This window comes from Citrobacter sp. CRE-46 (genome assembly GCF_059615875.1).
In genome coordinates, this window is the sequence record NZ_CM184341.1 from 1,254,028 (window position 1) to 1,273,211 (window position 19,184).

A 19,184-nucleotide genomic window follows, 5' to 3' on the forward strand; every position below is an offset into this window, starting at 1 on the left:
GTCCTTAATACCTGAAATATTACTGTTCAGTTACCGTGTCAGGTGTGTTTGGTTTTGCAGCGAGGATTCTGGCTTTGATTCCCGGACGGATTCTTTGTAATCCGGACACAATGACCCGATCGCCGGGATGTAATCCTGTCGTCACCAACCATTGATTGCCTACAGCCTTCACCGCATTTATTTCGCGTAGTTGCACCACGTTTTCTTGATCGAGGATTAACGCAGTGGCCTTTCCCTGCGCGTTATGCGTAATCCCTTGCTGTGGGACCATTAAAACATTTTGTTGGTTGCCCTCATCCAGCAATGCAGTGACGTACATTCCGGGTAAAATTTCACCCTGCGGATTGGGGAATACGGCGCGCAAGGTCACGGAACCGGTAGTCTCATCGACGGCAGGATCGGAAAACTCAAGCGTGCCGGTATAGCGATAGGGCTTGCCATTTTCCAGCATCAGTTCAACCGGAATTTTGCCCTTTTGCTGGGCAATCTTCCCACTGGCTTTTTCTTCTTTTAGGCGTAAGAAGTCTTGTACTGACTGCGTTAAATCAACATAAATCGGATCCAGTCTTTGCACGGTAACCAGCGCGTTTCCCTGATTCGCGGTGACCAGCGCGCCCACGGTTACGGAGGATTTACCGCTGATACCCTCAATCGGCGAGGTGACATTGGCGTAACGAAGGTTGATGGTGGCCTGCTCAAGATCCGCTTTGGCGACGGCGACATTGGCCTCTGCTTCATTAAGCTGTGAGCGCGTCGTGTCGTAGTCCTGGCGGCTGACGTAATTGGATTTTATTAATGCTGACTGCCGATTTAATGTCAGTCGCACATTATTGGCCGTCGCCTGCGCCTTTGCCAGTGCGCCTCTGGCTGCATCCAGCCTGGCCTGCAACGGGGCGGGATCAATTTGATACAGTGACTCTCCTTTGCTGACTTTGTCACCTTCAATAAAATTACGTTTAATGATGATCCCACCAACCTGAGGGCGGATTTCGGCGATCTCAAATGAAACCGCGCGGCCAGGAAGTTCGCTTTTAATATTCACCGAGGAAGGCGCTAAGGTCACAACGCCGACCTCGGGCTCCATGGAGGGGGTTTTTACTGCAGGTTTATTATCGCAGGCGGTAATAATGACGCTGCTAAAAAATAGTGGTATCAACAGTAAGCATTTTCTGTTCATAGTAATCCCTGAAGAATTCGTAAGCACAAATGTTTTTTTATGGCATGCAGGGTGGGGGAGTTATCGGTAAATAACAGAAGATGGTCAGGCATGAGAAGAGTAACGCCCATTTCCGCGCTAAAAGTTAGCGGTTAAAATTATATGTAACAGAAACAATGAATATTTAGCGAAGGATCGCATGGAGCACGATGACGAAATAAGCAAAGCGCGGAGTGATTAGAAAGCGTGTTGGCAAACACTCGGCTCCGGAGTCTATTCACGTCATCGTACTACAGAGATTATTTCACTAGCTCTGGAGTAACCTCGGTTACGGTATTTGCGGAGTAGGGCATTCCCCACATCGGTCCTGGCCAGAATGCGCCATAACCGTAATCCCACATATTATAGGTGGTGTTGACGGACTCAGTTAAATGCCAAACCTGAATACCTTGTAAATCAACTTTAACAAAATTGTACGGGATTTTGTTGATGAATCCTTGTTCACCCCCTTGAATTGTCCCTAAAATAGTCACGAAGTGGTTTCTGTAGTTTACCGGGTCGAGAAAACCTTTCTGTTGGGCAATAATACGGCCCTGATAGCTGGCGTCTATTTGTGGTTTAGCGTCGTTGTTCAGCGGCAGAACGGCGATTTCCAGTAACGTATCCGTTTTGGTGTTAATTACATTGATGACTTTACCCCCAAATCGGGCCTGCTGGCCTGTATATAACCCCGGTTGGTTATGCACGGAGATAAAGTTTTTTTGTATATCTGGTTGATTATTACCTTTGATATTTTCAGGAATTGAAGCACATGATGCCAGAGTGAAAGCAAGGGCAATAATCAGCAACCCTTTTGTTTTTTTCATTTTACTTTCCTGCTAAAAAAAGACAGGTCTATAGTAAACCTTTACTCATTATTGTCAGCAGGCGCGAGGCTGATTATCTAAAATTAATATAATTGTAGCTTATGGTAATAACAGACAGTATTTTAACGGGGCGCTGGATGAGTGTATGACAGTCTACAACCGTGATGGTGATGGTGATGGCGCCACAAGGTTATCATCCGGTGACGATCATGGCATCATGTTGGGTCCGTTTGAACGCTGTCATCATCACGTTCTGCGGATTTAAGTCAGGAACGTGTCAACGCTGTGCAGGACGGATCATGCTAATAGTAAAAAGCCGCTTTCGCGGCTTTTTACTATTGAATGGCTGGAGGATTATTCGCTGATTTTTTTCTCAACGGAGGCTGCACCTTCTTTGGTCTTATTCCAGCCTTTCTCTGCACCTTCTTTTGTTGCATTCCAGCCTTTTTCTGTACCTTCTTTGGTATCATTCCAGGCTTTTTGTGAACCTTCACTCACCTTGCTGCTCAGGTCATCTTGCTTACCTTCAGCAGCATGTTTTGCTTTTAATTTTTGCTCTTCGCCCTGATTCTGCGCCTGATGCAGTTTTTCTTTTGCAGTATTCGCGTTTTCGTGCGCGGCGGCTACATCATTATCGGTTGCGTGTGTTGTTGCGGCAATAACAGGAGAAGCCAGCAGAATGGCAGATAATGCGATAATTGTCTTTTTCATAATATCCTCGCTTAGCGTTATAAGTTATTAGCGTAATGAAGCATGGCATACAAACGAAGCGCTGACTTTAGGAAAAAACTGTAAGTGCTGATAACGTTATTTATCCATTTAGTGCAGCTGTGAGCAATTAATACGGTTATTTTTGTTGCGGGTTTTGTTTTTTTGCGCGATAGGAAAGGTGCAAAAAGCGTAGTTATAATGTTGATATAAAAAGTGTTATCTGTTTGATTTTTATGTGATTGATTGGAGCGTTATAGGCTTGTCGTTCGTTTCCGGAGGTGAGCGTTTCTATCAAATAATTCACTCTCTTGATTTTTCCGGCCTGTAGACCATGCTTATTTAATACGGGCATAAACAATAACGTCGTTTATCGCAAAAGTGATACCGATAGAGGGCTTTTGGTATGTCCAATGATGTGCCTTTAACAATAAGAGAGCACCATGCTTGAACTCCGTCCTAATTTCGAATGCTGTGATAAAGATCTGCCACCTGAATCAAAAGGGGCCTACATCTGTTCATTCGAATGCACATTTTGCGTAGATTGCGTGACCCAACGACTTAATGGCCAGTGCCCGAACTGCGGTGGGGAGCTGGTGCGACGTCCAATACGCCCCGAAGCATCCCTCCTGCGGCACCCTGCATCCACTCAGCGTTACTATAAACAGTAGAGATGTAAACTATGTTCGCGCGTTGCTTGTCACGGCCCATGATTCTGTTGGTCGTCAGCTTAGTGCCAGAAGCGGACTTTGGTTGAAATAAGACTGCAAAGATTCTTTCCCTTTTTTAATTTACTAAACGTGCTGCCCTGCTTGCGAAGGATCAACGACTGATCAAAAATGAATGAACGTTCATTCATTTTGCGGGTAATTACTTCACGCAAATCATTTCGTTTATAAATAGGCACAGGCAAATTATGACCAGTAAAACGCTCAGACTTTTATTCCCTCAATGGCAAGGTGGCAATAATCCAGCCTATCATCTTGGCTCGCTTCTTCTCTCGTATCTTTCCCCCGAATCAGATGGCCCTTTTGAGTCTGTTCCGGTTGATGAGCCCACAACGGAGCCACAGGCCGAAGTGGACGGCATCACAGCCAAACCTCAAATTATCAGTCAGCTTACCGATGCAGGCGCTCTGATTAAGAAATATGATCCTGATTCAATCGTCGTTTTTGGTGGCGATTGCCTGGTATCACTGGCTCCTTTTGCCCATCTGCTCAATAAATACGGTGATAAACTGGGGGTGCTCTGGATTGACTCTCATCCTGATGTGCAGACTTCCAAACAATATCCAAACGCCCATGCCCATGTTCTTGGCGCGCTAATTGGGACAGGTGATAAAGATTTAGTTGCTCATGTATCCACCAGACTCAACCCTTCAAAAATAATGATTGCAGGTATCCACGATCCACTGCCTTATGAAGCTGAGTATCTGGCTAGTCATCGCATTGAGACAATAGGTCCTGAAAAGGTCAAAAACGACGCGAAAGATGTCGCGGAATGGGTAGAGAGAGAAAATATTGAACATCTGGCAATACACATTGATCTGGACGTTCTCGATCCGTCACTTTTCCGTTCGGTTCTTTTCGCCAGGCCTGGCAGAGGAGAACATGACTTTGGTGATGTCGCCGAAGGTAAACTATCTATTGCAGATGTTCTAAATCTGGTAGATCAGGCAACCTCAAAAGCGGAACCTGTCGGCCTTACACTTGCTGAACATTTACCCTGGGATATGCTGAATCTGAAGAACATGCTCAATGCATTGCCGCTTATGAAGTAATGTCTGATTCTGGGGTCAGAGTTCAATACTGGCTCCAGGATAAAAAGCGCGCTAAAGTCTGGGCCCTGGATTAAACATAATAGTCAACATGTTAAAGAAAACCGAAACCTACCATAAGCTGATTACCGCTGCCGCTGCCTGTTTTGCAGAAAAAGGCTTTAGTGCGACAAGCGTGCGTGAAATTTCTAACCGGGCAGGGATCAGCCAGGGAGCGATGTACACGTATTTCAAAAGCAAGGATGACCTCATCAAGGCAATCGTTCTTGAAGAGCAGAATTCAGCGTTGACCGCTCACAATGATCCGTCTAACGGTACTTATTTCGAGCGCCTTTGCGCGCAGGTTACATCGTGCATAAGCGATGTAGGTTACCCAGTTACGCATCAACTGTGGGTTGAAATCATGGCGGAGTCTGCGCGGAACCCTGAATTGCAGAAAACGTATATATCCAGTGATACCATCATGCGGCAAAGTATTGCGGGAATTATTGTAGACGGAATTGCAGCGGGAGAGTTTCGTCGGGACATTAGCCTTGAGGAAGTCACGATTATTCTTTTTGCCTTTATTGACGGTTTAATCGCGCGCAAGGCTATAAACGCATCCTTCTCTTTCAGCCGCGACCTGCCTATGTTTTTTGAGTTGATGGCAAAATTATTGAAATAATACTAACAGCGTTAGTTAACGCGCTAGCCAGGGAATCGCAAATGTCCGTTCCTCGCTCACAGCGGACCTTCAGCTCAGGTAACTTGTCCACTTTGTGTCAGAAGTGGACATCTAAGCCGTTTCAGAGAGTTAAGTGCAGGGGGAACCTTCGAGTATGTTAATTATCAAATCGAGTGGGAAGATGATTTCATTAGTTTGTCTGAGCTCTTCTAAGCTCCACCAGTAGTGCTCGCGAATGACTTCTTTTTCGTTGTTACTCCAACCTGAGCGGTCAATATCTGATTTATCTGCAGTAATAATAAAGAAACGTTCTTCAGCAAGAACGTTCTCGCCACCTGGCAACATCATAGGAAAGGTTCTGGAGGCTATTTGTGGTCCCGCCGTTTTTCTTGTCAGGCCCGTTTCTTCAAATAATTCACGTAACGCCGCCTGCTCAAAAGACTCGTTGTGCTCAACTCCTCCCCCTGGCGTTGCCCAGTAAGTTTTTCCATCCAGAGCATCATCTTTATGGCAGAACCTAAAGAGCAGAACGTGATTTTCAGGTGAAAGGACTATCAATCGAGAGGATGGACGAGTACGCATTTATTCCCTCTTAAATAAAATTTAAACCCTCATTGCGGATTTTCATACAAACATAAATTGCAGTCTGCAAGCGCGCGCATAGAGAATGTATTTTCATGCCACGATGGCCGATTCAGGCAGGGGGATTCACCATTACGCGTAGTTGCTGTTTTATCAGCATACTATCCTGGAAAGGATAAAATCCACACGCTCCTCAACAGAAACGCATGGCAATTCAATCAACTGATAGTCATACATACGGTATGTTTGCACCATTGCGTGATAGGTCGCGACGGCGACATCGAAAGATTGCTTGCGCTCGGTATCCTGTACATATATGTCACGCCAGGGTGGTGCTATAAATACGGTTCGGTTATAGCGAAATCTCTCGATGGCGTTTTCCAAATGCTTCGGTATGGTAAGCTCTGAAAGACGTAAATAACCTACAACATCAGGAACACCGCGGTCGAAGAAGCAGGGTCTTGTTTGCCCTTCTGCTTCGTGCCATGAACGCATTTCCCAGGATAGCATGAGCTCTGCGAACGCAGTTTGATTGGCCCATGGCAATGCATCACCGCCGATGTTAACCTGGTCTTGTATAACACCTCGTCCAGCTTCTTTAGAACACCAAAAACCTCTTTTTTTTATGGTATCAATTATCGTGCTTTTGCCTGACCCAGGGCCACCTGTAAGAATGATACGATGTTGAAAAGATGAAGACATTGAACCCTCCTGAACATTTATAGACGCGATGAAGTAGCAATTCTTATGGCGTATTTTCCCGTGTCGGCAGATTACTTGTTGGTGGTTTGACTAACTACATTTTATCCTGGCTTGCATATCCGCTATTCGTTCTGACAGGACGTTCTAAAACTGTGCTAGCAATACGACTGAAAGGTGGGCAGGATTTCACCATTCGATGGAATCTGAGGACGTTGCCAATGCAGACGATCAAACGTTCCCCCAGCTAAACGCTGCACTTCGCTCTCTGGTCTTCCCCACCAATAGTGGGCATGCGGCTAAGTGAGCGTCTTCAAAGGACATGACTGTTCCTGCAAAAAATATCTGGCCTGAATATAAACTACTCGATATTCTGAAATGCTTTGTATTTTTTGTGAACAGGAAAAAGTATGCTTAGTACATTACCCGATTTACACAGAAGTTTTGCAGAGCAACTCAAGCTTAAATTTCAGTCGGATTTGCGAATCCATTCCCTTCTTGCTGGTGGCTCGATTGTTCATGGCGGGTTTGATAAATACTCCGACCTCGATTTTGTCGTTGTCGTAGATCCCCTCTACTACAACGAAATCATGGCGCAGCGTAGGGCGCTCGCCGGAACATTAGGCCATCTGCTGCATGCTTTCACCGGGGAACATGTCGGAGAGCCTCGTCTGCTTATATGCCTGTATGGCCCTGAACTCCTTCATGTTGATCTGAAATTCGTCACCCTGGATATGCTCACTCAACGCGTTGAGGAGCCAGCGGTGTTATTTACCCGTGATAACACTGCTCTGGAGCGACAACTGGCAAAGTTTAGCGCTCACTGGCCAAACATGACGCCGGAGTGGTTTGAGTCCCGCGCCTGGATCTGGCTTCATTATGCGGTGGTTAAACTGGGAAGGGGCGAACTTTTTGAAGCGATGGGTATGTTGGCATTCTTCCGCGAGCAGGTGCTGGGACCTATGCTGTACCGTCGTGCAAATTTACCGCAACGTGGGGTTCGCCGCATTGAATTCCTCAGCATTGATCCTGATGGCCTGCTGACTTCTACGCTGTCCACGCACGATTGTGACTCCGTCGGCATGGCCATCAAAATGGCCGCTGATGCTTATATCAATCTGCGAGCTGATGCTTTGCCTGACAATATTGCAGACGATGCGGCTCGTTGGGCGGTTCTTGCCATGCTGAAAGAGTACTCTGACTAAGTCCCTTCTTATCGCTAACATCTGGGATGCCGCCAGCAATGCAGCCGAAAAACTTCTGCTCTGTATTAGTGCCTTGAGTTTGTAATCTAAGACGTTTTTCGCAAGTAAAGGTCAGTATATCGTTCAAAACTGACCATGGTTTCTTTTTCTCGGGGCTTAGCTTTAAGGATCTCGTTGTTAGTGAGGGGCATGTGATACGCGCCATGTCTGGATTCTTTCCATAGTTGGTACATGTTTAATGGACCACAGTATAGATAGCGTGTACCTATACGTGTACCAATTTTCTCTGGATTTAGCCGGATGTCCTCGGACAATAGCAGACACAAAAAAGCCCGCAGGGCTTGCGCCGTGCGGGCTCTTAGGACTTCATCGGATAACTCTGGTAATCACCAATGGAGAATTTTGGTGCTGTCGGGAGTTTAATCCGCGTCCGAAATTCCTACATTCTTATGCGGGTCATTTAAAAACAATAAGTTACCAACTAAATCAAGGGGCGGTTGTCAGTCGTTTACACGCGATAACAATGGTTAAAACCCTATGCGGACAATTTGTGGACCAGCATGAAAAATTGAATTTAGATTGATTGGTTTATTTAGTGAAAAATCCAGACTTGAAAAATCTATTATATTGCCAGTTTTTGATGTTGTGAATTCTTTAACCGAAAAAATGACTGAATTATCTGGTAAGGGAATATTAAGCAGATCCGTTAGTTCAATGAAAATTTCGATATGAGCACTAATGAATTTTTGAATGGATTCCTCATCTGTAAGTTTTGTTTTAATTGAAAATTCTTCATTACAGGCATAAAAGTCAGTTGACATACCATTTAGTTTTATATGGGTTTCCTTTCTTATCTTTTCTAAGATATTTTGAATGGAGGATACAGTCAATGCTATGTCGATTAATTTGGAGTTTCCATCTCGGAAAATTGATAATTGAGTGTTTAATTCATCCCAGTGTTGAAGTGAATTAGTCATGAAACTCTCGGAAACAGTGAAATTATTGTCTGTAGAGGATGATTTTTGAAATAAAGCTTTATATAACTTAAAGGGTTTTTCAATTGATAAGTCAAAAAAATATTCCCCATGATATTGTTTTATTTTTATTTCCTTTAGGGATATTGCATTTAAATTGTCAACTATAAATTTGATGTGGCTATAATAAATATCGTTCTTGTTCTTTTTTTCGGTTTCTTCAATTTGTTTATTTGTTTGAATGGTTCTATGGATATTGTTGACTATCACTCCTAAGGGAAGGGAGAGAGAAAGACATGCTAATGGAAGTTTGCTAATATTAAGGAAATTATTAAATCCTTCTGATGAAATTAGTAAGCCAGTACCTTTCCATGAAAAGACGCCAAACCACAGAAATGCAATAAGAGGGATACGTATCGCGCTCCAAAAAAGGCGTTGCTCGGTTAATGGACGGGTATTCATATTAAAACCATTAGTTGCTTTTAAATATAAAATCTCGCCAATAATATATACTACAAAAATAATTAATGGGTAACCATTTGATATCATCTTAAAAAAATCATTAATCATTTTTTGTTTAATCCGTTAAATTAGATAAAGGGTTTTTAGTTATGGCATCTTAAAGATGTGTTGGAGCAAAATGTGCATAAATCATCGTCATTTTTATATCTGAATGCCCAAGTATTTCTTTGAGCACAAGGACGTTACCACCGTTCATCATAAAATGGTTGGCGAATGTATGGCGCAGAACGTGAGTGCATTGGCCTTCTGGCAGCTCAACACCAGCTCTTTTTACCGCCCGCTCAAAGGCTTTTCTGCATGGGGTGAATAACTTCCCTCTGTTCTTGGGGAGTTCGTTATACAGATCCTGAGATATCGGTGCGGTTTTTCTTGCCTTTGGTCTTGGTATAGGTGATCCGATATTTCGATAACTGGTGGCCCTGCAGGTTTTCGGCTTCACTCCAGCGCGTGTCGTTTTGCACGCTACCGCCCACATCTTTTGGCACAATGATGTGGCATTAGCTTGATTTTTAGGCATTGCGTGGAGTTGTTTTGCTATGACAATCTCCTCTAAACTCCTTGAATTATAACTGTTTCTGATTAACTTCTATACTACATTAGTTTGCTGGACTTTAATTTTGTCCGATACAAAAAAGCCCTCAGCTTGCGCTAAGGGCTTTTCACCGGTGTTTGGTGGGCTGGCGGAGTCTGAATTGGTGCTATAATTGTTTGAATTATATGATCTAAATTCTAGTTCAACTTTGTGATGGTGCCTAATGTGGTGCCTAAAAATATTTTTACCTTTTTTGCCCGGTAAAGAGATGGGGTGTGGGAAGAGGGCTGACACAGATTAAGTTCTTGTTTCCCTCATAGTTCGCCTGGCTCTTAAAATGTCGACAGTAGTAATAAAAGGCGACTGTTCTTGCCAGCTAAACCCCTTACGATCGATGCGAACCAGTTCGTACTTTTCCACCAGAAAATTTACGGCATCAACTAAAGAGATACCTGCATCGATATGTTCCTTAATCACAGTTTCATTACTGAATGGCGTGTCGTTCAGTGTCAGGCCATAGTGCTGTTCAAGCAGGCGTGTCAGTAGCATTTGCCAGACAGCTACGGGCGACAGACAGGGCTTTACCGCCCGCGAAGTTATTGCAGGTTGAGGTTTCATGTTTGCTCTCGTGAAGGTAATTAACGCTGAGTGGGGTAAATGGCGATGTATACGTAGCCGCAACTGCCAAGGGTATCGGCTTCGCAGGTGAAACCGTTGTGATAAAGGATGACGCAGTGGGCATGGCGGGGATTCATTTCACCAGTGGTCAGCATCGATTCCATCTGGCTGATAAAGTGCGGGAATGTTTCATCCAGCTTCCGGCATTCGGCGTCACTGAATTTACCGGTGATACTGGCCCGGTCAGCCAGATAATGCAGCCGGTTCCCCTCCTGTACCAGACGGGCTCCCAGACGCGGCGTGGTATCCCGCTGCAGGCCCCATGTAATGTTGCTCATTTATAACCACCTTTATTGTCAGTTCAGAGTGATACTCATCAGACAGGCATAGGGCCCGTTGCGGTCCTGGCGGCGTTCGGCGTATACCGCCAGCACGCCGGGAATGTCAGGAACTACCTTACCGGTGTAATGACAGACACTGCCGTGCCACTGGTATCTGCCGGTGCAGTATCGAAAAATGCGGGAGACCGGATGCTGACGGTAAATCGTCATCGCCCGGCGTTTACTGATAATGTTCATGTCATACCTCACAGCAGACCGTGTTCAGCGAACGAATAGATTTGCTTGCCACCGACAATCAGATGGTCAGGCACACGGATATCAACGAGCTGAAGCGCCTGCACCAGACGCTGCGTGATGGTCTTATCTGCCCGGCTGGGCGTGGTGTCGCCGGAGGGGTGGTTATGCGCCAGAATCACTGCTGCTGCATTGAAATACAGAGCGCGTTTGACCACCTCCCGGGGATGTACCTCGGTGCTGTTGATGGACCCGGTGAACAGAGTTTCATGGGCAATCAACTGATTTTGCTGGTTCAGATACAGCACCATGAACTCTTCGCGTTCCAGTCTCGCCATTTTCAGTGTCAGCCAGTCACGGGCAACCTGGGCGGACGTGAATGCCACGCCTGTTTCTCGCAGGTGTCGGTCAAGCAACGTTAAGGCGCGTTTTACCGTGCGTTGTGCGGTTAGTGGAAGTACCGGAGCCGGTGGGATAAGTGACTGTTCCATCATGAGTATCCTTAATCAATAATGCGCAAAATGCCGCTGGATTCAGGGTGCTGCAGGGCGTAATCCCGCAGGCGGTAATAGTGCTCTGTCATGGCATCGCATTCGGTGCGACAGGCGTGATGGCTGTATTCAATCAGGCAGACAGCGATACCTGCGGCTTCCGCGCTCATTTCCGCACCATTGCCGTTCATGCCGTTGAACAGATGCCATTTATCGTCACCTTCAGCATCAGGAGCCATAAACGCGCCGCCATTGCTGAGCGTATAAAAGGACCAGATACCACCGCTATATTCATCACAAAATCGCTCCATCCAGGCGAAAATACGCGGTTCCAGCGTTATCCATTGCGGGATAGCGCCAAAGTACAGCGGCCAGAAATCGAGGCGCTGTTCGTCAGGTGCTGGTGTTGCAGTGAGGTCAAATTGAGGTTCATTAGTGGACATCAATTCGCATTGAGTTTGTGTCGTCATGGATATTCTCCGTCAATAAAAACGCCAGCAACGATGGCTGGCTTATGGGAAATAAAGGACATACAGGGATGATGAATGGGTGTGGTCAGGAGGAGGAGGTTCTGAGGATGCCTGACTTGTGGATATAACGGTTAAGCCCTTCACCGGCATCCGGTTCAAAGCACCACGCCCGCCAGATCATTCGACCTTCAGAGTCGCGAACCACCAGGCGGAAGTGACTGCGCTGGTCATCTTCAATAGTGATGTTTTGATACCGGCGGATAACCGCTTCGGCCTCCTGTCGGGTGAAAGGTCCTGGTGGCAACATGTGAGATTCAGGCATTCGGTGTACCTTAAAAGCAAAATCCCCTGTCGCAAAAGCGACAGGGACTGAAAGAGAGGAAGGAAAAATAGGGTATGTTTCGTGTCGTAACGATAACCCTACTGCTTAGCTGCCTGTTTTGCTTTTTCCCAGGATGGTCGGTTTGGGCCAGTGAACTCTTTCACATCTGACCAGTACCCGATCGGATATTGTATTACCGTTTCGTTGCCAACGCCGATGTCAACAGACAGATATTGACCACCTTTAATGGAGCCTTTGCGCACCCAGGCATTTGGACTACAGGTTCCGGTATCTCGCTGTTGCCAGGAACGGTCATCCTTGTCAATGATGTAAAAATCACCTAATGAACACCCACTTGCAGATTTGTGATTTAACACGGCGGCCACGTGTTTGGTATTACCAACAATCACACAACTGTTATGTTTACCGCCGCACATGTTCCACAGAGTGTCACCGTTACCCCCGGTAAATTCCCAGATGGTATTCGCTGGTGGTGCATCATTGGACGTGGTAGTGGCGGTTGGCGTGTGTGTTGGTTCCGCAGTCCCATTGACTAATGCACGTAATACTTTCAGCTCACCATCACTTGGGGTATTAACCCACTGCCCATCTTTACCGTTGCTGTAGAAGCCCACGAAGTTATGGAGGTCAGGCTGGTACAAGAATGTCAGATTGTGGTTACCACAGTTACCGTCTTCACACATAAAACCTTTCAGGTAGACTTTACCGTCAATTTTTACTGGTTCCATCGGACCCGCTGGACCATTCATCTCGTCGAGCATTGCCGGTAACCCATTCTGATTCATGGTCTCATCAAACGACTTTTTGTACGCTGGGTCGGTTTTGTACAGGTCGAAAGAATATGGGCAGGTATTGTTTTCTGACTGACAGTTCTTGGCTTCTACCGCCGTTTTGGCGGTTGCCTGGGCTGCAGTCGGGGCCATCAGTGCCACAGACAATGCCAACCAACTCCATTTCACATTTGCAGAGAAAGATTTTCTTTTCATTATAAGACTCCTTATAAAGCCCCTGATGCGTCAGGGGCTGTGGGCATATGTTGGCGTATGGCGCTCTGAAGTAGCACCGAAGCTAGTGGGGTGGCGGAGACCGGTTGCCACTCCGTCATTCCCTGTCGCCAAACCAGAGCGGCGGCAGTCAGTTCACCGTGAACAATCAGGCTGGTGATGTCGTCTTCGGTCACATTGTCGTGACGCACACCATTTTTCTCGTAATGCCAGGTCATTGTTTTTCCTTGTTAACAGAGGTCATTAAACCGAAGCTCATCCCGATCCCCCGTTATCGGCAGCCTGTGACAAAACTTCACGGATACAGCTGAAGTGAGGAAGTGCCCGGATAAAGCCTGCCTGAGTGGTTAACAGGCTGAGACGTTTTCGAGGGGTAAAAGTGGTGTTCAGGATTGTCACTGCATGGATGGTCGCCAGAGGATGCACGGTTATATGCCCGTTAAGTTCACCGGTGAGGTACCAGCAGCCGTCGAGAAATATCAGACGGTACGGGGCCAGTCCGTCACAACGTTCACCGTCCGCGAGCAGCAATACACGCTGACTGCCGGTGATGGCGCTGACCAGCCGATAAAATACCAGCGGGCTGGTGGCCGCTATCGGCTGTGGTGACTGCCACACCAGGCAAGGGGTTCCATCCGATGCCAGCAGTGCGCCCGCCAGACGCCGGTCCAGCCCCGGAAAAATATCGGCCAGTCCTGCCCGATGAGCAAAGGTCAGCGCATCCAGCTCGCCCTGTACGCCCCCACCGGTACTGCGCAGGCGGCATTGCCCCCGTCGATACTCAAGGTCGAGGTACATCAGCCGTTCGCGAAAATCCCGTCGCAGGGTACGGACTGACACACCAAACTCTGCAGCCAGCCGCGCCATGTTCAGCGTTTCACCGGCAACCAGGCGGCTGATTATCAGTGACAGCCTGACAGCCAGCCGGTCATGACGGCGCTCTGCCTGTGTCATCTTAAATCTCCGAAATAATTAACTGACTGAATATGAAATGATTCTAAAGAGGGGGGCGGACAGGGTATGGACATGGAATGAACTATTTTTTATCTGCCATCGGAGGCAGTCCCGGCGCGGCACACCGTGAAATGCGGTGATAAAACACTCAATCCAATGGAGGTAAAACGGACAGGGAGTGTCCTTTCCCAACATGCTGATAACAAGCTCAGGACTGAAACCCACTCAGCATCGCTTCAGCCATCACCCAGAGAGCCCGGTTGAGCTTCACATCTCCGTCGATACCACGCACGGCGCGGGTATGCGTTCGCCCGCCTTTCGCACTCCGGCCACTGAGCCCGCCCTTAATCAGGTTCTCTTGAATACGCTGATATGTGGTCCACAGATCATTGCTCTCATCCTGCCAGCGGCGTGGGGAGAGTATCTGAGGTGCTGTCACTGGCTGGTGGTCCTCACCGAAACGGTACGTCAGTGCAGCCTGTGCCAGAGCCTGTTGTGCAGATGGCGGCAGCATCAGCGACTGCATGGCATCCCGCTTCTCTTCCACACGGTCAAAAATACCCAGCACTTCATACGCTCCCTCAATCACCTGACTCACGACATCTCCTTTGTGCGGCACACGCACCTCGCCAAACGACTCACCGCAGACAAGCCCGTTCTGGCATACCGCGCGGAATAATCCCGGCAGCATCTGATACGAGCTGGTGCCGTCATGAGAGTTGAGCAGAATGATTTCCGGGACTTGCTTGCCGGTAATTTGTCCCTCCCGACGCAGGCGCAGCATGTGCTTTGTGTGCTCGCGGCGACCTGGGTCACGCACTCTGGTCTGACAGGCAAAGAAGGGCTGAAAGCCTTCGCGCTGCAGACTGTCGAGGAGAGAAATCGTGGGTATATATGTGTACCGTTCACTGCGAGATTCGTGTTTGTCCTCACTGAAAACACTGGGCACTACACGAAATAGCTCTTCGCGGGTTAACGGACGGTCACGACGGATAAGATTTGATGCGCCAAAGCGCGAAGCCAGACGGGTCATAAGCAGACTCCTCATGATGGGAAAATAAAGACAGAAAAGCCCTACCGCTCAATCGCGGCAGGGCTTAGGAAACTACGGGTTAGAAGGGTTAATGTTCAGAAGAAGAAGTTCCAGACTGCACGAGCGACCGATACCACGATGTCGCGTACAGACTGGATGACAGTCCGAACCGAGGACGGTATCAGGGGCATGGAACTTACTGTGTCCAACACCGAGCCGACCGTTTCACCAAAATCGTCACGGGCTTTTTTATTAATGGCATCGGTACGAAGTGGATCACTAAGCTGTACCGCCACCGGACTACTGGCCTCCCGCGGCAGGCAATGAATCATCCGTTCAGCCATTACCCGCAGACCCCATTGCAAACGTACCGACACCGCACAGACAGGGTTTACAGGTTGGAACAACTCATGCAGTAGACAGATTTTGCGGCTGATATTTTGTTTCTGCTCTGTAGACAGCTTTTCACCACCGCTGGTGGGTTCAACCTTGTCGGACTGACTGATAACAAACAACAGCTTATGCCGGTATGCCTCACCAATCACCTCCCGGTAAAAATGTTCATCCACTGCCAGCGCCCGGTCATCGGCCTTGATCAACCACAGCACCAGGTCGAGCCGGGGAAGCTGTTGACGGTACAGCGCAGCATACTCGTTATCGCGAACGCCACTTTCGCCTACACCGGGTAGGTCCACGATGGTCATAAAGCGCTCACCAACTTGCAGGCGAAAACTCAAGGGTTCACGGGTGCAGGACGAGACATCGTTGACTGGTGATACTTCACCGGCAAACAGGGCATTACACAGACTACTCTTGCCCGAACCAGTTTTACCCATAATTCCGATTACGGGCTCGTAACTAGTAAGCTGATTGATTTGCTGCAAAACGCGTTCAGTCAACCACTGCGGCAAATCCGATAGAGATCGCTTAATTGGCTGTAGACCTTCAGAATTATTCATCATTTTATCTCTAGGGGGATTAAAAAATCGTCAATACAATAATGTACTGTTGTCATTGAGATTTATTCAGAGCGATGATATATATCTGAAATATGTTGGATTCTAAGTGCAATAAGACAAGAGTGAAAGATATCTAGACCCAATATAAAGAAAATATTGGGTCTTGTATTATTACTCTTTTGTGTTTATTTCGTCAGATGGAGCATCATCTGAAGGCAGTTTGGCATTTTTCTTTTCTGCAAGAACATATTGATGTACATTCATGAATTGATGCGCAACACGGCGAGCTTGCAACATATTTTCAGATGGATAACTTTCAGGGTGTTCAAGCTCTTCCCCATAACGTAATTTAAGATTTGAAGCTATATATTCTGCGGGAACAATGCTACATACCGCGTTGTATTGATCTCTTCTAAAGTCTGCTGGCCTTGGGAGACCACTCTCCATTCCCCACGCCTCTCCAACATAGCATGCTAAGAAAACGTCCAATAGTTCTGGGTCTTTATCAAAATGAGATATTATTTTCTTCTGAACGTGTGTTTCAGACGTTCCATCAATCCAGCACCAATACAAAGAAGATGCGTCTTTAGAGTAACTTACAAAAATAGGAGATAAGTTATCCGCATCTTCAATACGTGCAGTGAGAATCACTTTTAGCGATAGTTCACCGTCGTCAGATAAAACTCTTTTTTCCTCTGATTTACCATCGTAGTGACTTATCCATCTAATACACTCCATCGCAAAACTAATAGGTGTAGCCAATTGAATAGCGCGTTCAGCTTCAATCTGTCGAGATTGTTTATCCGGTATTTGTCTTAATAGTTCCGAAATTAGCATTGCTGCTTTGGCCTGTGTATCGGCAAGAATCATCATGCCTCGTTCACGGGGTAAAAAATCACCATTCATTGTTAATGCAGTAATAAGGGAAATGGCTTGCGTTGGCGTCAACGAGTCCACTAATTGGCGCAGTCTTGAAATTGCACGTGGCAATGCTTGCCGTAAAGCTAATGTTTCTAACATCGCTCGCTTTTCTAGATCAGTCGCTGAAGGTAGGTCTTCACATAGGGATTTTATTTGTGCATCAGGGACATCTCCAATAGGTATACTATACGTAAAATACCTCTTGAAATACTGACTGGAACATATTTTTTGCTCTTTACCCCAAGTTTCTTCCCATTCGTGGCCATAGCCCATATTTCCAATGCGAGGAAAAAGTGGGACCAGAAGCCGCGATTTTAATACTTCACGCTCGCTATCTGTCAACAAGGGAGTAGCTTGCTCAATAAGACTGTCAATTTCCCCGCCTCTATCTTGGAGTCGGCGTTGAGATCTATCTCTCTCTCCATTTAGAAAAAGCTCTGGGTTTTCTCTTATTGTTATATACAAACTAGGGAATATAACTCTAATTCCCTCAATTAGCATTAAATCAACCGGATTTGCCTCCCCCTTAAGAATCGGCAATGCAAACATTAATGCATTAGAATATAATTTTGCACGTCTTGGTGTTTCAAGATTTGGTAGTACAGCATCATCAAAATGTCTAATGAATGTATCTACTTGCGGTTGAGTTAATTGTATTTCAGTTTGATTTAAAGTATTCTGAATGCTTTCTAAAGCAAGTGCTCGTAGGCTATTTTGATCTGCAGGAGGGAGGTGTAATGGCACCTGAATAATTTTTTCTAAAAAGGCACGGCCAGCAGCGGAGCCGCCATCCCCATAACGTTCTCCGAGAGATGCAGATACAACTGCATCATCAAATGCAAGAACATAAGATGTATGCTTAAAACTAGCGGATAGCTTAACTAACTTGAAAATTGCATGAGTTTCTGTACGGTCTAAACGATCAATATCATCTATCATGATGACCAATCTTTTATTTGCTTCATCTAACATCCCTTCAATGCGAGCTTTAAGTTCATCTAATCCAACATTAGACATCGCATCGCCAAATCCTTTGGCTGTCTCACCTGGAGTAATTTGAATTACTCCACCAACGGTTATGGATGCAAGAGAAAGTAGATTTCCATATTTTTTCAAAAGCTCGCCAGCTTTCTCTTTCATATTCGGAAGAGACTGTCCCATCCCATCAGCTAAGGTCGTGAAAAAACCTCTTAACAGTAGTTCTTCACTCTGGAAATGCCAAGGATTAAAACGAATAGTAACAACGTTAGCATGAGATTGAAGCGTTTCTTGCATCATTTCAAGAACAGAGGTTTTCCCGTCCCCCCATGGACCGAATATACCTATGACAATGCTTGAATGCTCCCCTCTGGTAGCGATCGTTTCCGCTATTCGGGTGGCAAATGGTGCTCGATTAAAACGGTCTTGGGACTTACCCGTTATAGGTTGATCCGAAGTGAATTGGTCATTTGTTGCTATCACTTCGCTTGAAGTGCTGGTGCAATCGTTGTCTAACGAGATGGTTTTAATAGCTTTTTTTTTCTTCAGAAAATTAAACATAGTGCCCCTATTGAATAATAAAAAACATCTGGAACAAAAAATTCTTACCAAAACTCTATTTTTGATAATTCAACATAGAGTAGCGATATTTATCCACAGCCAGCCCTTTGTTTGGTTAATTCATCCAATGACGCATGATAAGCTTTATACGAACCTGACGATGATTGTAATGCCTTTTGAATAGATTCTTCACGCTTAATCTGATCATCGCCAGCATTGATTGCTGCATTTAATGCTTCAGTAACTTTTAATGTTACTAGTGTAAGTGATGTAGGTGCATAAGCTGTCACTTCCATTGCACTTGCAGCAAGGGGGAGCGAAATTTTCCTAAAAATCTGTGGGTTATCTCTTCCCACGATGTCTGGGGAGAATGAGAAGTTAGTCAGCGCCACAAGAAATTGACTGTACTTATCCCGAAGTATTGCTTCTTGTTGGTCTATACGCGCGATACAGGATGATTTGTAGTTTACCTGGCTTGACTGATAGCTACCAAACCAACCTAATCCACTAGAGATTATCACTCCTAATAAAGTACAAAAAACTGGAGTAGCGGATGATTTGGCCATTTTTTTCAATATTGTAATCATTTTAA

Annotated in this window: 22 protein-coding genes and 2 pseudogenes; 4 read left to right on the forward strand and 20 right to left on the reverse strand. The window is 46.1% G+C overall.

Annotation, left to right across the window (positions count from 1 at the left end):
* Positions 1–19: 19 nt before the first annotated feature.
* The 3 genes from AC534G_RS05960 to AC534G_RS05970 all read right to left on the reverse strand — a co-directional run bounded on the left by AC534G_RS05960 (position 20) and on the right by AC534G_RS05970 (position 2,733).
* Positions 20–1,177 carry an efflux RND transporter periplasmic adaptor subunit gene (locus AC534G_RS05960; RefSeq protein ID WP_110497097.1) on the reverse strand — a complete coding sequence of 386 codons (1,158 nt, stop codon included), beginning with the start codon at positions 1,175–1,177 and terminating at the stop codon, positions 20–22.
* A 278-nt stretch (positions 1,178–1,455) separates the two neighbouring features.
* Positions 1,456–2,022, reverse strand: coding sequence for a Slp family lipoprotein (locus AC534G_RS05965; protein WP_110497098.1), 567 nt, complete (start codon positions 2,020–2,022; stop codon positions 1,456–1,458).
* A gap of 354 nt (positions 2,023–2,376) precedes the next feature.
* Positions 2,377–2,733 (reverse strand): KPN_00521 family repetitive protein, encoded by a 357-nt coding sequence (locus tag AC534G_RS05970; protein ID WP_038632820.1) that lies wholly within the window; start codon positions 2,731–2,733, stop codon positions 2,377–2,379.
* Positions 2,734–3,173: 440 nt separating this feature from the next.
* Here AC534G_RS05970 and AC534G_RS05975 point away from each other — a divergent pair, with 440 nt between their 5' ends.
* The 3 genes from AC534G_RS05975 (at position 3,174) to AC534G_RS05985 (ending at position 5,171) form a co-directional block, all read left to right on the forward strand.
* Positions 3,174–3,401: a DUF1272 domain-containing protein gene (locus tag AC534G_RS05975; RefSeq protein WP_085048909.1), complete on the forward strand. Its 228-nt coding sequence runs from the start codon at positions 3,174–3,176 to the stop codon at positions 3,399–3,401.
* Between the two features lie 245 nt (positions 3,402–3,646).
* Positions 3,647–4,510 carry an arginase family protein gene (locus AC534G_RS05980; RefSeq protein WP_069324614.1) on the forward strand — a complete coding sequence of 288 codons (864 nt, stop codon included), beginning with the start codon at positions 3,647–3,649 and terminating at the stop codon, positions 4,508–4,510.
* 88 nt (positions 4,511–4,598) lie between these two features.
* Positions 4,599–5,171, forward strand: a complete 573-nt coding sequence (locus tag AC534G_RS05985; protein ID WP_110497100.1) for a TetR/AcrR family transcriptional regulator — start codon at positions 4,599–4,601, stop codon at positions 5,169–5,171.
* Positions 5,172–5,300: 129 nt separating this feature from the next.
* Here the strand turns inward: AC534G_RS05985 and AC534G_RS05990 are convergent, their stop codons facing one another.
* A complete protein-coding gene (locus tag AC534G_RS05990) occupies positions 5,301–5,753 on the reverse strand; it encodes an NUDIX hydrolase (protein WP_079893831.1) in 453 nt (150 codons plus the stop codon).
* A 153-nt stretch (positions 5,754–5,906) separates the two neighbouring features.
* On the reverse strand, positions 5,907–6,455 hold the full coding sequence (locus tag AC534G_RS05995; protein ID WP_038632799.1) for an AAA family ATPase: 549 nt from the start codon (positions 6,453–6,455) through the stop codon (positions 5,907–5,909).
* Positions 6,456–6,862: 407 nt separating this feature from the next.
* Here AC534G_RS05995 and AC534G_RS06000 point away from each other — a divergent pair, with 407 nt between their 5' ends.
* Positions 6,863–7,657, forward strand: coding sequence for a nucleotidyltransferase domain-containing protein (locus AC534G_RS06000; RefSeq protein ID WP_110497102.1), 795 nt, complete (start codon positions 6,863–6,865; stop codon positions 7,655–7,657).
* A gap of 527 nt (positions 7,658–8,184) precedes the next feature.
* Here AC534G_RS06000 and AC534G_RS06005 read toward each other — a convergent pair.
* From AC534G_RS06005 to AC534G_RS06075, 15 genes and pseudogenes are all read right to left on the reverse strand, one after another.
* A complete protein-coding gene (locus tag AC534G_RS06005; protein WP_110497104.1) occupies positions 8,185–9,201 on the reverse strand; it encodes a hypothetical protein in 1,017 nt (338 codons plus the stop codon).
* A 49-nt stretch (positions 9,202–9,250) separates the two neighbouring features.
* Positions 9,251–9,599 (reverse strand): annotated as a pseudogene (locus AC534G_RS06010) (tyrosine-type recombinase/integrase); the annotation flags it as partial.
* A gap of 383 nt (positions 9,600–9,982) precedes the next feature.
* Complete coding sequence (locus tag AC534G_RS06015; RefSeq protein ID WP_496594516.1) at positions 9,983–10,303, reverse strand: TA system toxin CbtA family protein; 321 nt, start codon at positions 10,301–10,303, stop codon at positions 9,983–9,985.
* Positions 10,304–10,323: 20 nt separating this feature from the next.
* Positions 10,324–10,641 carry a type IV toxin-antitoxin system YeeU family antitoxin gene (locus AC534G_RS06020; RefSeq protein WP_000065829.1) on the reverse strand — a complete coding sequence of 106 codons (318 nt, stop codon included), beginning with the start codon at positions 10,639–10,641 and terminating at the stop codon, positions 10,324–10,326.
* Positions 10,642–10,659: 18 nt separating this feature from the next.
* Positions 10,660–10,881: a DUF987 domain-containing protein gene (locus AC534G_RS06025; RefSeq protein WP_286636881.1), complete on the reverse strand. Its 222-nt coding sequence runs from the start codon at positions 10,879–10,881 to the stop codon at positions 10,660–10,662.
* 8 nt (positions 10,882–10,889) lie between these two features.
* Positions 10,890–11,372: a RadC family protein gene (radC, locus tag AC534G_RS06030; protein WP_286636882.1), complete on the reverse strand. Its 483-nt coding sequence runs from the start codon at positions 11,370–11,372 to the stop codon at positions 10,890–10,892.
* 8 nt (positions 11,373–11,380) lie between these two features.
* Positions 11,381–11,839: an antirestriction protein gene (locus AC534G_RS06035; RefSeq protein WP_286636883.1), complete on the reverse strand. Its 459-nt coding sequence runs from the start codon at positions 11,837–11,839 to the stop codon at positions 11,381–11,383.
* An 85-nt stretch (positions 11,840–11,924) separates the two neighbouring features.
* On the reverse strand, positions 11,925–12,161 hold the full coding sequence (locus AC534G_RS06040; protein ID WP_286636884.1) for a DUF905 domain-containing protein: 237 nt from the start codon (positions 12,159–12,161) through the stop codon (positions 11,925–11,927).
* Between the two features lie 98 nt (positions 12,162–12,259).
* Positions 12,260–13,168, reverse strand: coding sequence for an Ivy family c-type lysozyme inhibitor (locus tag AC534G_RS06045; protein WP_286636885.1), 909 nt, complete (start codon positions 13,166–13,168; stop codon positions 12,260–12,262).
* 41 nt (positions 13,169–13,209) lie between these two features.
* Positions 13,210–13,404: pseudogene (locus AC534G_RS06050) on the reverse strand (DUF4339 domain-containing protein); the annotation flags it as partial.
* Positions 13,405–13,441: 37 nt separating this feature from the next.
* Positions 13,442–14,140: a DeoR family transcriptional regulator gene (locus tag AC534G_RS06055; RefSeq protein ID WP_286636886.1), complete on the reverse strand. Its 699-nt coding sequence runs from the start codon at positions 14,138–14,140 to the stop codon at positions 13,442–13,444.
* A gap of 208 nt (positions 14,141–14,348) precedes the next feature.
* Positions 14,349–15,173: a DUF932 domain-containing protein gene (locus AC534G_RS06060; protein ID WP_496594517.1), complete on the reverse strand. Its 825-nt coding sequence runs from the start codon at positions 15,171–15,173 to the stop codon at positions 14,349–14,351.
* A 95-nt stretch (positions 15,174–15,268) separates the two neighbouring features.
* A complete protein-coding gene (locus AC534G_RS06065) occupies positions 15,269–16,132 on the reverse strand; it encodes a GTPase family protein (protein ID WP_496594602.1) in 864 nt (287 codons plus the stop codon).
* Between the two features lie 171 nt (positions 16,133–16,303).
* Complete coding sequence (locus AC534G_RS06070; protein WP_319830485.1) at positions 16,304–18,592, reverse strand: KAP family P-loop NTPase fold protein; 2,289 nt, start codon at positions 18,590–18,592, stop codon at positions 16,304–16,306.
* A gap of 89 nt (positions 18,593–18,681) precedes the next feature.
* Positions 18,682–19,167 carry a hypothetical protein gene (locus AC534G_RS06075; RefSeq protein ID WP_152900793.1) on the reverse strand — a complete coding sequence of 162 codons (486 nt, stop codon included), beginning with the start codon at positions 19,165–19,167 and terminating at the stop codon, positions 18,682–18,684.
* Positions 19,168–19,184: the final 17 nt, after the last annotated feature.